Source organism: Kribbella sp. NPDC048837 (assembly GCF_055586945.1).
This window is the reverse complement of the sequence record NZ_JBVJHF010000009.1, coordinates 141958-154539: the sequence shown is the minus strand read 5'-3', so window position 1 is coordinate 154539 and position 12582 is coordinate 141958. Positions and strand designations below refer to the sequence as shown.

Genomic DNA, 12582 nt, shown 5'->3' with positions numbered 1-12582 from the left:
TCGAGGGTGGTGGGTGGTCAGCCTTTGATCCCGCCGGCCAGACCGGCCCCGCGGATGAAGTAGCGCTGGAAGAGCAGGAAGATGACGATCGGCAGCACCACCGAGATCAGCAGGCCCGCCATGAACAGGTTGAGCTGCACGTTGTCCCGGATCGACGGCAGCATCACCGACAACGGCTGCTTGGTCCGGTCCGGCAGGACCAGCTTGGGCCAGAGGTACTCGCGCCAGGCCGCGATGATCGACAGCAGCGAGACCACGCCGATGATCGGGCCAGACAACGGCAGCACCAGTGAGGTGAACATCCGGAAGTTGCCGACGCCGTCGAGCTTCGCGGCCTCGAACAGCTCGGCCGGAAGCTGCGCGAAGAACCGGCCGGTGATGATCACGTTGAAGGCGCTCGCGCCGGCGGGCAGCCAGATCGCCCAGTAGGTGTTGATCAACGACCCACCGATGATCGGTACGTCGAGCACCGTCAGGTACAGCGGTACCAGCGAGATGACGCCCGGGACGAACAGCGTCGCCAGTAGCGCGCCGTTGACGAGCTTGGCGTACTTCGGTCGCAGGATCGCCAGCGCATACCCGCCGGTCGTTGCCACCAGCACCGACACGGCCCAGTTGCCGAGGGCAACCCAGACCGTGTTGATCAACGCCGGCCCGACGCGCAGGCTGGACCAGGCGGTCTCGATGTTGTGCCATTGCGGCTGCCCGGACCACAGGCCGAGCGGGTTCGCCGCGATGTCCTGGGGTTGCGAGATCGCCGCCTTGGCCAGCCAGAGGATCGGGCCCAGCCCGGCCAGTGCCAGCAGGACCAGGATCAGGACCTGACCGCTGCCCAGGGTCCAGCGCACGAGCGGGCGGCGGCGGTCGGCCGCGGAGATCAGGCCGCGGTCCTCGACCCGGGCGCTCATGTCGTGCTCCAGCGGCGGGTCAACCGGAAGTACAGCAAGGACAGCAGGCCGAGGAAGATCGCCAGCAGCACCGACAAGGCGGTCGCCTCGCCGTAGTCGCCGTTGATGAAGGCGTAGTTGTAGAGCAGCATCAGGATCGTCGTGGTCGCGTTCGCCGGCCCGCCGCCGGTGAACAGGAACGGCTCGGTGAACACCTGGAACGTGCCGATGATCTGCAGCAGCAACGTGATCAGCAGGATCGTCCGCAGCTGCGGCAACGTCACGTGCACCACCCGCCGCCAGATCGAGGCCCCGTCGATCTCGGCCGCCTCGTAGAGATCCGTGCGTACGCCGGACAGCGCGGCCAGGTAGATGATCATCGTCGCCCCGGCGTTGGCCCAGGTTGCCTCGAGCACGATGCTCGGCATCGCCCAGTGCGCGTTCTGCAACCACTGGAACGGGCCGAGACCGATGCCCCGAGCAAGCGTGTTGAACAGACCGGCGTCACTCGCGTCGTAGAACACCCGCCAGAGCAGGATCGCCACCACCGGCGGCAGCACCACCGGCAGGTAGGCGAGCACCGAGAACAGCGCCCGCCCACGCCGCAATTCACGGACGAAGACAGCCAACGCCAGTGGCGCCGGGTAGCCGAACACCAACGCCAGCAAGGCGAACCAGGCTGTGTTGCGGACCGCGGTCAGCAGCAGCGGGTCGGCCAGCACCCTGCGGAAGTTGCCGAACCCGACCCACTGCGCGGGCTCGATCAGATTCGTCTGCTGGAACGCGAGGACCAGACCGCGGGCGATCGGCCACCAGGAGAACAGGCCGAAGACCAGCAACGTCGGGATCAGGAACACCAGGGTGCTGATCCCGCCGTTGCGGATCCATCGGTGCGTACGGATCACGGGTTCGTCAGCAGGCCGTCGACCGTCTTCGACGCGTCGCCGAGCAGCTTGCCGATGTCGGTGTCCTTCTTGGTCAGCACCGTCTGCACGACCGAGTCGAGATTCGCGTACACCTTCTGACCGGCCACCGGCGGCTCGATCATCAGCTTCAGCGACGCCGCCTTGGCCGTGTACGGCGTGAAGTTCGCCTGGACCGTGTTCACGTACGGCTTGATCCACGCGTTGTACTGCTGGTGCGACGCGTCGTCGAACAACCACAGCATCGGCAGGCCGACCGAGTACTGCTTGTCCGCGTTCGCGGTCTTCGCGTCCGTGACCGCGTGCTCCTGGTCGGTGAACTTCTCCAGCCAGAAGAACTCGGCCCACTTCACCGCGGCCGCGACCTGTTCCTTCGACGCCTTCGGGTTGAACATCTGTACGGCGCCACCGGTCAGCGTGCCGCCGTCCGGCGAGTCGAGCGGCAGCGGCGCGACACCGATGTCCTCACCCTTGCCGCCCATCGTGCTGACCTCGTCGCGGTAGTCGCCCGGCGTGCCGATGTACATCCCGACCTTGCCGCCGGCGAACTCCTGCTGCAGCTGCTTCTGGTTGAACAGGAAGTTGCTGCCCATCGCGTTGTCGGTCCAGCGCATCTGCTGCAACGCGGTCAGCGCGTTCTTCATCGGCTCGTCGTCGAACGCGGCCGTGGCCTTCCCGCCGTCCACCTTCTCGATGGTTCCGCCGTACGTGTAGGTCATCGCGGTGAGGATCCAGCCACCGGTGTTGTTCGTGGTCATCATCGCGTAGCCGGCCTTGCCGGTCTTGTCCGCGATCGCCTTGGCGTCCGTCCGCACTTCTGCCCAGGTCGTCGGCGGCTTGTCCGGGTCGAGCCCGGCCTGCTTGAACAGCGCGCGGTTGTAGTTGAGGCTCATCGTGTACGCCTGCACCGGCAGGCCGAAGATCTTGCCGCTGGAGTCCTGGACGGTCTTCAGCACCTCGGGGTTGATCTTGCTGCCGACCGGCGACGCCTTGACCACGTCGGTGATGTCGGCGAGCTGCTTGCGCTCGATCAGGCCCTGGACGTCGGTGTACGGGATCGCGACCACGGTCGGCAGCGTCCCGGCGGCCAGGTCGGCCTGGAACGTCTGCACGTCGTACCCGTACTCCGAGCCCTGGATCTTGATCTTCGGGTTGGCCTTCTCGAACTCGGCGACCCGGTCGGTCCAGGTCTTCAGCGCGGCCGCCTGGTCCGGCGTCGGCTTCTGCCCCACCGTGATCGTGACCGTGCCGTCGGCCTTGGTGGCCTCTCCCCCGGATCCTGATGAACAGGCGGTGGCCGCCAGGATCACCAGCGCGGCGACGACCCCTGTCCTCCGTCGTGTGGTCAGCACTCATTTCTCCTAACTGATGAACGTTCCGGGCAGGAACAAGGTCGTGGTCTTGCCGGTCACGATGCCGCTCGCCCACTGCAGTGCACCGGCACGTCCGGCGCCGTCGTTCTCGTTCAGGGCAAGGGAGATCGCCACCGGTCCGGCCGGCTGTGACTGGAACCCGAGCGCCGCCCACGGCACCTTGATCTGGTACGACGTGACGCCGTCGGCGCGCGTGATCACAGCCGTGGCGCCCGGCGTGGTCCCGGTCGGGCTGCCGTCCGAGGTGCCGAACGTGTACACGGCCGGCCCGGTCGGCAGCAGCGCGGCGCCGATCTCGGTGGCCGTCGCGTTCTCGCCGGGCAGTCCGTTGCTGATCGCGAACTGCAGGCTGTCACCCCGCCACAGGTTCGGCGCGGTCTCGGTCTGCGCGAACACGTCGTCGGTCACGGCCGCGTTGATGGTGAGCCCGGTGGCGTCGTACTGGAAGCCGGCCGAACCGGACAGGTCGGCGGCACCACCCCAGGGCCGGGTGAAGGCGAGCCAGCTGGCGTCGGTGGCCAGGTTGATCGAGCTGGCCGGGGTCGTTGCCGAGGGCACGATCGGGTCGAAGGCGGTCGTGCCTTTGGTGGAGACCTTGTTGCCGTCGGAGGTGGTGAGGTCGACGGTGTACGCGTACGGCTTCCAGGGTGCGAGGCCGGTGACCGGGATGCTGATCGTTGCCTTCTGCCCCGGTGCGATCGACTGGCCGGTGCCGGCGGTCCCGTGCTGGCCGGCGATGGTCCAGGTCAGGTCCTGGATGGTGGCGGACAAACTGGCTCTGGTGTTCGTGAGTTCGACACCGAGCGCGGTCTGCAGGTCCTGGGTGAGCTGCGGGACGACGCGGAGCTTGGTCGCCGGTTCGACGCTGGTCCAGGCGACCAGACGGGCGATGGGTCTGCCGAGCCGGGCAACGGTCGCGACGAGGTGCCGCAGCCCGAGGGTGTCGCTGGGCGGGACCGGGATGGTGACCTTGGTGTCTTGGCCAGGGAGCACCACGGCCCGCTTGGTCTGGCCCGCCATCGTGACGGCGACCGGACCGAGGTAGTGCGGCGCGCCCTTGATCGTCACGGTGACCGCGGTCGGCTCCTGCGAGTTCGACGGGTCCGCGGCCACGACCTTCAGCTGTGGAGCCGCCGTGACGGCGACCCCGGTGGCGGGTCCCTTCACGAAGACCGGGTCCTGGTCGACGGTCATCGTGACCACCCCACCGGTCGGGGTCAGCGTGGTCTGGTGGCCGTACATGTCGGTGACCACGAGCGGGCTGGTGGTGCTGAGGTTGACCGACGAGGTGCCGGTGCCGGTCGACCACAGCACGCGGGTGGTCGACGTACCGGAGCCGAAGCGGTACGAGTAGAGCGGCGACGGCAGGGTGTCGCGGCCGCTGGGGGCGAGGCCGGTGAGGGCGCGGATCGTGGTCGCCTTCGCGACCAGGCCGGGCTTCGGCGCCATGCCGGCGATCGGTCCGGCGGGTGCTTGCAGGAGACCGAAGGTGCTCTCCTTGTCGTCCAGGTTGGTGCCGTCGTTGAGCGCGTCGTACCAGTAGAACTGGCTGACGCCGTTCGCGATCATGATCGTGTCGTTGCGAATCGATTTGCGGGCCTGGTCGAGCATCGAGCCGCCGAAGCTGGGCGCGGTCGGGTAGCCCTGCTCGCTGATCCAGAGCGGCTTGCCGGCGCCGCCGTTCGCGTCGGCCGCGGTGCGCAGGTTCTGGATCTGGGTGTCGAGGTCTCCCTCGGGCCCGGCGAACGTGTAGATGTGCGCGTTGATCGAGTCCAGGTACGCCAGGCCTCCCGAGGACAGCACCTGGTCGCGGAACGAGGTGTCACCCTTGTTCGGGCCGATGTCGGCGATGACGTTCGCGCTCGGGTTGTCCGCGTGGGTCTGCTCGTACGCCGCCTTCATCAACTGCACGAAACACGCACCGGTGACGCCACAGGCGCTGTCGTTGAAGCCGGGCTGGTAGTACTCGTTGTAGGTCTCGATGTCGTTCGTCGTGCCGGCGAAGTGCTTCAGCCAGAAGCTCTGGTACCGGCCGAACGCGGCCAGGCCGGCCGGCGTGCTCGGGGTGTGGCCACCGTCGTACAGCGAATTGCGGTAGCCGGTCACCAGCAGCGGGATGATGCCGTTCGCCTTCGCGTCGGCGACCATCGCGTCGTACTGCGGCTCGACCGTGTAGTTGCCGGGTGAGCCGGACTCGACGTGGCCCCACTCGAGGCTGTCGCGGATGTGCGAGAAACCGGTCAGGGCGAGGGTGCGGATCAGCGCGCCGCTCAGGTCGTAGTAGTGGTTCATGTGCGTGTTCACGCCCCACTTGCCCTGTGGGGACTGGATTCCCGCCGGGAGGGGTGGGATGACGGCGAGCGTCGTACCGACGACGGTGTCGCCGGCGGTGAGGCGGAGGTTGTAGAAGCCGGGCCCGAGGGTGCCGACGTCGATCGAGCCGCTCGTTGTGTTGCCCGAGGCAACGGGCAGGTACTGGTCGTCGGTGATGCTCCAGGCGACCGAGGACGCGGTCGAGGTGAGCGTGACACTGCCCGACCCCTGGGTGAAGACGAGGCTCTGGTTCGTCACTGTGATGCCGGTCGTGTCCGCGAACGAGATGCTTACCGACGAGATGCAGACCGAGCTGATGACTCCACCAGGTGCGTTGGCCATCAGCCGGATGTCGGCGCCGTTCGCGCGGTTCTGGAAGTTGACGTTGGACATCCGGAACTGGGTGGACGCCCAGCTACCGGTGCCGGGGAACGAGAACCAGGGCAGCGGGGTGAAGGCCGCGCTCACGCTGTCGTACTGCGCGGTGAGTTGCTGGCCCGGGGTGTCGAAGTAGTTCACCGTGAGCACCGCGTCGGTCGCGCCGGCCGGGATCCGGGCCGCGTCGATGTTCAGGTAGAGGTACTGGTCCTTCAGATCGTTGCTGGTCTGCCAGCACGGCACCCCGAGCCGGCTCGACGCCGCGTGCTCCGGGGTCTTGTCCGGGTCCCCCGGCCAAGCGGTGATCCCGTCCGCGGCGACGGGGTTGGTGAAGACGATCCCGGGATCAGTCGCCGCCTGCGCGGGTGATCCCAGCTGAACGGCGGCCAGCACCCCGGCGACGACCGCGAGCACCTTCCGAGCCGAACCGAGCATGGGCGGTCCCTTCGCTGAGTTCACATACATGAACAATGTCTGTGATACTGAACGACGACGAAGGTAAGCGGTGTCCCGGACAGGTGTCAACGGTTGGTGCGCGGAGGGATCCGCAGCGCAGGGCCGAGCGATCGCACGGCAGGGCGGCCGGCGAGCGGCTCAGATGCTGGGTAGTGCGGGCGGCTCAGGTGCTGGGTGGTGCGGGAGGCTCAGGCGCTGGGGAGGCGCCGCAGGGTGCCGCCGATCTCCTCGGCGTGTTCCAGCAACGCCTGGACGACGTCGCGCTGGTGGGCGTCGGTGAAGCGGGTCAGCGGGATCGAGCAGCTGAGCGCGTACGACGCGGGGTGGCCGAACGGGATCGCCACCGCGATGCTGCCGAGGCCGAGCGTGTCCTGCTCCCGCTCCGCGGCCCAGCGCCGGACGCGGACGTCCTGCAACTCGAGAGCCAGCGCCTTGCGGTCCGCGATCGTGTGCTGGGTCTCGGCCTCGAGCTCGGCGGGAACCAGCTCGTCGACCTGCTCAGGTGAGAGTTGTGCCAGCAACACCTGGCCGATCGCGGTCGCGTGGGCCGACATCCGCCGGCCGACCCGGGACCCGCTGCGCAGGATGTGCATCGATTCGCGACTGGCCAGGTAGACCACGTCGGCACCGTCGCGCCGGCCCAGATGAACGGTCTCGTTGAGATGCGCCCGCAGCGCGGCCAGATGTGGCGTCGCGACCTGGTTGACCACATCGCGATCGAGGAACGCGGTCCCGACGAGGAGCGCGCGGACGCCGATGCCGTACGCCGTGCCGCGGTCGTCGGACTCGACCCAGCCGGCGCCGACCAGCGTCCGCAGCAGCATGTGGACGCTCGACTTCGGATAGCCCAGCTGACTCGCCAGCTCGGTCAGTGTCAACCGCCGCGGCGCCTGCGCCAGCACCTCCAGCAGCTCCACGGTCCGTGCGGCCGACTTCACCGCCGGTGGTTTGTCGGCGTCACCCATGGGTTCGGTATATCAGACGCGGTTCGTATCCATGAACTGCTGGGCGGACCATTTCTCCTCGATGCGCCCGTACTTCCAGACCGCCTGGGCGGTCAGCCAGGTGAGCAGGAAGAGCGCGACGATCGCATAGCCGACCGAGTTCAGGTCGAGACCGGCGATCGCGGCGAGCGGGCCGTGGGTGATGTGCAGCTGGTCGGTGAGGATCGAGTCGAGCTCGATGCTGCCGATCACCAGGGCGACCGCGACGGACAGGCCGGTGATCGTGATGTTGTAGTAGACCTTGCGCACCGGCTTCGCGAACGCCCAGCCGTAGGCGAAGTTCATCAGGTAGCCGTCGATCGTGTCGAGCAGGCTCATCCCGGCGGCGAACAGGATCGGCAGCGTGAGGACGGCGTACCACGGCAGGCTGAACGCGGCCGCGCCGCCGGCCAGCACGAGCAGGCTCACCTCGGTCGCGGTGTCGAAGCCGAGGCCGAAGAGCAGGCCGATCGGGTACATCTGCCACGGCCGGGTGACCGCCTTCGTGGCGCCGGCCAGGATGCGGTTCATGAAGCCGCGGTTGCCGAGGTGCTGCTCGAGCGTCGCCTCGTCGTACTCACCGGTGCGCATCCGGCGGAAGACCTTGATCACCGCGATCAGGATGACGAGGTTGAGTGCGGCGATGAGGTACAGGAAGACGCCGGAGACCGCCGTACCGATCAGGCCGGTCAACTGCTGCAGCCGCGACGAGTCGTCGGCCACCTGACCGGCGAGCGCGCGGACGCCGATGCCGAGCAGGAAACACAACCCGAACACGACCGTCGAGTGACCCAGCGAGAACCAGAACCCGACCGACAACGGCCGCCGCCCGTCGCTCATCAGCTTCCGCGTCGTGTTGTCGATCGCCGCGATGTGGTCGGCGTCGAACGCGTGCCGCATCCCCAGCGTGTACGCCGTCACGCCGAGCCCGACCCCGAACACCCCCGCCGACCCGAGGACGTAATGCCGGGGCGCCACCACCAGCCCCAGCACTCCCCACCCCACCAGGTGCAACAGCAGCACGAACGCCGCCATCGCCCCGACCGAACCCCACTCCCGCCCCGTCACATCCAGTCGCCTCACGATCCGCCAGTAAACGCCGGAACGCCCTCCACCTGCAACCCAGTCGCAGGAACGGCCGGAGGACGAGACGGCGTCAGGCGAGGCCGAGGCGGTAGGCGTAGGCGACGGCTTGGGCTCGGTCGCGGAGGTTGGCCTTGGCGAACAGGTGGTTGATGTGGGTCTTGACGGTGGCCTCGCTGACGACCAGGTGCCGGGCGATCTCGGTGTTGGAGAGGCCGTCGGCGATCAGGCGGAGGACCTCGATCTCGCGCGGGGTGAGGCCGGTGCCGGCGGGGTCCGCGGATTTCGGGATGGCGGCGCCTTCGATCAGGCGGCGCTGGACCTCGCCGTCGACGATGGACTGGCCGGCGGCCGCCGCCTGCAGGGCACGGCCGATGGACTCGGCGTCGGCGTCCTTGGTCAGGAAACCGCGCGCACCGGCCCGGAGCGCGGACAGGACCGAGTCGTCATCGCTGTACGTCGTGAGGACGACGACCTCCGTGCCCGGGTGGTTCGCGCGGACCCGGCGGGTCGCCTCCACACCGTCGCAGTTCGGCATCCGCAGATCCACCAGCAGGACATCCGGGTTGTGCTCGGCAACCAACCGGACGGCGTCCTCACCGTCCGCCCCGGCCGCGACCACGTCGATCCCCGGCAGCAACTTGAGCAAGGTGACCAGCCCGTCCCGCACGACCGTCTGGTCGTCGGCGACCACCACTCGCACCGCACTCATCCAGGCACCTTCAGTTCCACCCGCCAACCGTCGGACGTCGGTCCGGCCTCCAGTGTGCCGCCGACGAGGTCGGCCCGTTCGCGCATACCGAGCAGACCATAACCCCCGGGCGCGGCCCGGTCCGGTCGCCTCCCCGGCCGGTCCTCGATCGTCAGCCGGACCTCGTCGCCGTACGACAACCGAACGACCACCGGAGCACCCGGCGCGTGTTTGCGCGTGTTCGCCAGGGCCTCCTGGACCGTTCGATACAGCGTGCTCATCACGTCCGCCGCCAGCTCCCGCTCAACGCCGGTCACTTCGAAGTCCGCCGTCGCCCCACTCTCCAGCCGGTACGCCGTGACCAGATCCCTCAGCGCCCGTACGTCGGGAACAGCGTCCTCGCGCAAGGCCGCGACCGCCCGTCGCGCCTCGGCCAGTCCCTCGGCCGCCAGACCCTGCGCCCGTGTCACCTGCTCGATCGCCTCCGACGACGCGCCGTCCCGAACCAGCATCAGCCGCGCCCCCTGCAGACTCAACGACAGTCCGGCCAGCGAATGCGCGAGTACATCGTGCACGTCGCGAGCGATCCGCGCCCGCTCGGCCAACGCCGCGGCCCGACTGTGTTCCTCGATCGCCGCCTGCTTGCGCGCCAGCGAGACCTCCAGATCCTCGAGCTGCGCCTCCCGGTTCCGGCGGTTGATCGACGCAAGCACCAGTGCGGTGACGCCGAACGCCGTACCGACCGCGCCTGCGACCGAGCCGGTGTTGATGTAGATCGGCACGCTCGCACCGAGGATCCCGAGTAACACGATGATCAGTTGCAGCTGCCCGGGCGGGCGGTACCGGACGGCGACCCGCGCGGCCCAGAACGGCAGCACGATGAACAGACTCTGCGGCAACGCGAACCACAGCAGCCCGCCGGCCACGGTGAAGACCAGGAGGCCGGCGGTGGCCCGGCGCGGTTCCTCGCCGTACCGCAGCTGGAGCAGCGTAAAGTTGCCCAGGACAACGAATACGGCGAGCACGAGCAGCACCGGCAACGGGAAGCGGCGCTCGTCGGCACGGGCCGCCGTCGGCAGCAGCGCGGCGATCACCAGAACCCCGGGCGCCGACCGGAGCAGGATCCCTGGGACGGGCGAGGCCTTCGCCCGGTCCCAGAGCGTCTGGTTCATACCGCCATCATGCCCGCTCGACGGCGAACGGGATCCGCAGCCCGAGTGCCCGGCGGTAGATCATCACGTTCTGCGCCCCGATGGTGAGGCCGATCGTCAGCGCGAGGGTCGCCTGGCCGAGCTTGCTGTCCGGCCACAGCGCGGCCGACGCCGCTGCGGCACCGACGCGCAGCGCGATCGTCAGCACCCAGAGCAGGAGCGTCGCGACGGTCCCCTTCTGCCACAAGCCCGCTTCCCGCCGCTCGAGCCGGATGCTACGACCGCGGGCGAGCCCGACCCCGATCAGTACGACGCAGTCGAGCCCGAGGAACGCGAGTTCCCCGGTCGACGCCCCGTCGAGGGTGGACCAGATCGCGTACGCCCCGACGAGCGTCAGGACCGCCGGCATCAGCACCAGCGACCGCTGGGTCACCAGCGAACCGGTGACCTGCCGACCGACCACTCGCACCAACACCAACAGACCCACCAAGATCCCCACCACGAGGCTGGCCGACATTCCGGTTGTCCTTTCCGAGGAGTTTCGTTGCCGCTCACAACACTCCTCGGAAACGACGCCGGACACGTCAGCCCGGAGTTGAGACCCGGGTGGAACCGGGTCTCAACCCCAGGGTTGATGCTCAGGCCAGCGACACCAGATCCAGGTAGTCGTCGGACCAGAGGTCCTCGGCGGCGTCCGGGAGGATCAGCACCCGGTCGGGGCGGAGCGCCTCGATGGCGCCCTCGTCGTGGGTCACCATGACGATCGCGCCGGGGTAGCTGCCGACCGCGCCGAGGACCTCGTCGCGGGAGGCGGGATCCAGGTTGTTGGTCGGCTCGTCCAGCAGCAGCACGTTGGCGCCGGAGTGGACGAGACCGGCCAGCGCCAGGCGGGTCTTCTCCCCACCGGACAGCACGTGCGCCGGCTTGTCCGCGTCGTCACCGCTGAACAGGAACGAGCCGAGCACGTTGCGGACCTCGCCGTCGGTCAGGCCGGGCGCGACCGACGCCAGGTTCTGCCGGACGGTGCCGGCCAGGTCCAGCGTGTCGTGCTCCTGGGCGAAGTACCCGAGCCGCAGCCCGTGCCCGGGCACGACCTGGCCCGCGTCCGGCTCCTCACGCCCCGCGAGCAGCCGGAGCAGGGTGGTCTTGCCCGCGCCGTTCAGCCCGAGGACGACGACCCGGCTGCCCCGGTCCACGGCCAGGTCGACCCCGTCGAGGACCTGCAGTCCGCCGTACGCCTTCTTCAGGTCGACGGCGGTCAGCGGGGTCTTCCCGGACGGCGCCGGCTCGGGCAGCCGGATCCGGGCCACCCGGGCGGACCGGCGTACCGGCTCGAGGTCGGCGAGCATCTTGTCCGCGCGCCGCGCCATGTTCCTGGCCGCGACGGCGGTGTTGGCGCCGGCCTGCATCTTCGCCGCCTGGGCGTGCAGGACCGCCGCCTTGCGCTCGGCCGTGTGGCGTTCCCGGGTCCGGCGCCGCTCGTCGGTCTCCAGCTGTTCGAGGTACTTCGTCCAGCCGGTGTTGTGGATGTCGATCGTGACGCGCTGCGGGTCCAGGTGGAACACCCGGCTGACCGTTGCCTTGAGCAACTCGCGGTCGTGGCTGATCACGATCAGGCCGCCGGGGTAGCCGAGCAGGAACGACCGCAGCCACAGCACCGAGTCGGCGTCGAGGTGGTTGGTCGGCTCGTCGAGCAGCAGCGTGTCGTGCTCCGCGAACAGGATCCGGGCCAGCTCCACCCGGCGGCGCTGGCCGCCGGACAGTTCACCGACGGCCTGCTCGAGGGCACGGTTGGGCAGGCCGACGCCGGCCGCCAGCCGGGCCGCCTCGGCCTCGGCCGCGTACCCACCGCCGGCCTGGAACTGCGCCTCGGCCCGGGCGTACGCCGCCATCGCGCGCTCCTGCGCCTCGCCGACGGCACTGCTCATCGCGGCCTCGGCCTGACGAAGCTTCTGCACGGCGACGTCGAGACCACGCGCGGACAGGATCCGAGCGGTGACGGTGACGGCGGGATCGGCGGCGCGTGGGTCCTGTGGCAGGTAGCCGATCGACCCCGACACGGTGATCGAGCCCGCGGCCGGACGCTCTTCGCCGGCCAGCGTCTTCATCAGGGTGGTCTTGCCGGCGCCGTTGCGGCCGACGAGCCCGACGCGATCGCCAGGGCTGACGTGAAAGGAAAGGTCGGACAGCAGCAGGTGGGCGCCGACGCGAATATCTACACCGCGAACGGTGATCATGGTTACTCTCCGTGATAGCTAGTGGACACACTTCAGGCGTGGAAGCGGGTCCGCAGCTAGACACAGAGGCAAGTAGCCATGTCTTCACGGTAGCCGGAGGGACAAGA

10 protein-coding genes are annotated in these 12582 nt (G+C 68.9%); all 10 read right to left on the bottom strand.

Features of this window, described 5'->3' with window-relative positions; translation table 11 throughout:
• Positions 1 to 17: 17 nt before the first annotated feature.
• The 10 genes from ACZ6O0_RS35390 to ACZ6O0_RS35345 all read right to left on the bottom strand — a co-directional run bounded on the left by ACZ6O0_RS35390 (position 18) and on the right by ACZ6O0_RS35345 (position 12475).
• Positions 18 to 908 (bottom strand): carbohydrate ABC transporter permease, encoded by an 891-nt coding sequence (locus ACZ6O0_RS35390; RefSeq protein WP_465769402.1) that lies wholly within the window; start codon positions 906 to 908, stop codon positions 18 to 20.
• The gene (locus tag ACZ6O0_RS35385; protein WP_465769401.1) at positions 905 to 1792 is read right to left on the bottom strand and encodes a carbohydrate ABC transporter permease; all 888 of its coding nucleotides are present in this window, start codon (positions 1790 to 1792) and stop codon (positions 905 to 907) included. Before ACZ6O0_RS35385 ends, ACZ6O0_RS35390 begins: the two co-directional genes overlap by 4 nt.
• Positions 1789 to 3162, bottom strand: a complete 1374-nt coding sequence (locus tag ACZ6O0_RS35380) for an ABC transporter substrate-binding protein (protein ID WP_465769400.1) — start codon at positions 3160 to 3162, stop codon at positions 1789 to 1791. The genes ACZ6O0_RS35385 and ACZ6O0_RS35380 overlap by 4 nt, the downstream gene beginning before the upstream one ends.
• Before the next feature lie 9 nt (positions 3163 to 3171).
• Complete coding sequence (locus ACZ6O0_RS35375) at positions 3172 to 6309, bottom strand: DOMON domain-containing protein (RefSeq protein WP_465769399.1); 3138 nt, start codon at positions 6307 to 6309, stop codon at positions 3172 to 3174.
• 209 nt (positions 6310 to 6518) lie between these two features.
• Positions 6519 to 7295: an IclR family transcriptional regulator gene (locus ACZ6O0_RS35370; RefSeq protein ID WP_465769398.1), complete on the bottom strand. Its 777-nt coding sequence runs from the start codon at positions 7293 to 7295 to the stop codon at positions 6519 to 6521.
• Positions 7296 to 7307: 12 nt separating this feature from the next.
• Positions 7308 to 8396 (bottom strand): Nickel transporter NicT, encoded by a 1089-nt coding sequence (gene nicT, locus ACZ6O0_RS35365; RefSeq protein WP_465769397.1) that lies wholly within the window; start codon positions 8394 to 8396, stop codon positions 7308 to 7310.
• Between the two features lie 73 nt (positions 8397 to 8469).
• Entirely contained in the window at positions 8470 to 9108 is a 639-nt protein-coding gene (locus tag ACZ6O0_RS35360) for a response regulator (protein ID WP_465769396.1), read from the bottom strand.
• The gene (locus ACZ6O0_RS35355; RefSeq protein WP_465769395.1) at positions 9105 to 10259 is read right to left on the bottom strand and encodes a sensor histidine kinase; all 1155 of its coding nucleotides are present in this window, start codon (positions 10257 to 10259) and stop codon (positions 9105 to 9107) included. The genes ACZ6O0_RS35360 and ACZ6O0_RS35355 overlap by 4 nt, the downstream gene beginning before the upstream one ends.
• A gap of 7 nt (positions 10260 to 10266) precedes the next feature.
• Positions 10267 to 10755, bottom strand: a complete 489-nt coding sequence (locus tag ACZ6O0_RS35350) for a hypothetical protein (protein ID WP_465769394.1) — start codon at positions 10753 to 10755, stop codon at positions 10267 to 10269.
• Positions 10756 to 10876: 121 nt separating this feature from the next.
• Positions 10877 to 12475 carry an ABC-F family ATP-binding cassette domain-containing protein gene (locus tag ACZ6O0_RS35345; RefSeq protein WP_465769393.1) on the bottom strand — a complete coding sequence of 533 codons (1599 nt, stop codon included), beginning with the start codon at positions 12473 to 12475 and terminating at the stop codon, positions 10877 to 10879.
• Between the last annotated feature and the right edge of the window lie 107 nt (positions 12476 to 12582).

Coding starts and splice junctions, on each gene's coding strand:
- ACZ6O0_RS35360 (WP_465769396.1), bottom strand. CDS start 9,108: ATGAGTGCGGTGCGAGTGGTGGTCGCCGACGACCAGACGGTCGTGCGG.
- ACZ6O0_RS35355 (WP_465769395.1), bottom strand. CDS start 10,259: ATGAACCAGACGCTCTGGGACCGGGCGAAGGCCTCGCCCGTCCCAGGG.
- ACZ6O0_RS35390 (WP_465769402.1), bottom strand. CDS start 908: ATGAGCGCCCGGGTCGAGGACCGCGGCCTGATCTCCGCGGCCGACCGC.
- ACZ6O0_RS35370 (WP_465769398.1), bottom strand. CDS start 7,295: ATGGGTGACGCCGACAAACCACCGGCGGTGAAGTCGGCCGCACGGACC.
- ACZ6O0_RS35375 (WP_465769399.1), bottom strand. CDS start 6,309: ATGCTCGGTTCGGCTCGGAAGGTGCTCGCGGTCGTCGCCGGGGTGCTG.
- ACZ6O0_RS35350 (WP_465769394.1), bottom strand. CDS start 10,755: ATGTCGGCCAGCCTCGTGGTGGGGATCTTGGTGGGTCTGTTGGTGTTG.
- ACZ6O0_RS35345 (WP_465769393.1), bottom strand. CDS start 12,475: ATGATCACCGTTCGCGGTGTAGATATTCGCGTCGGCGCCCACCTGCTG.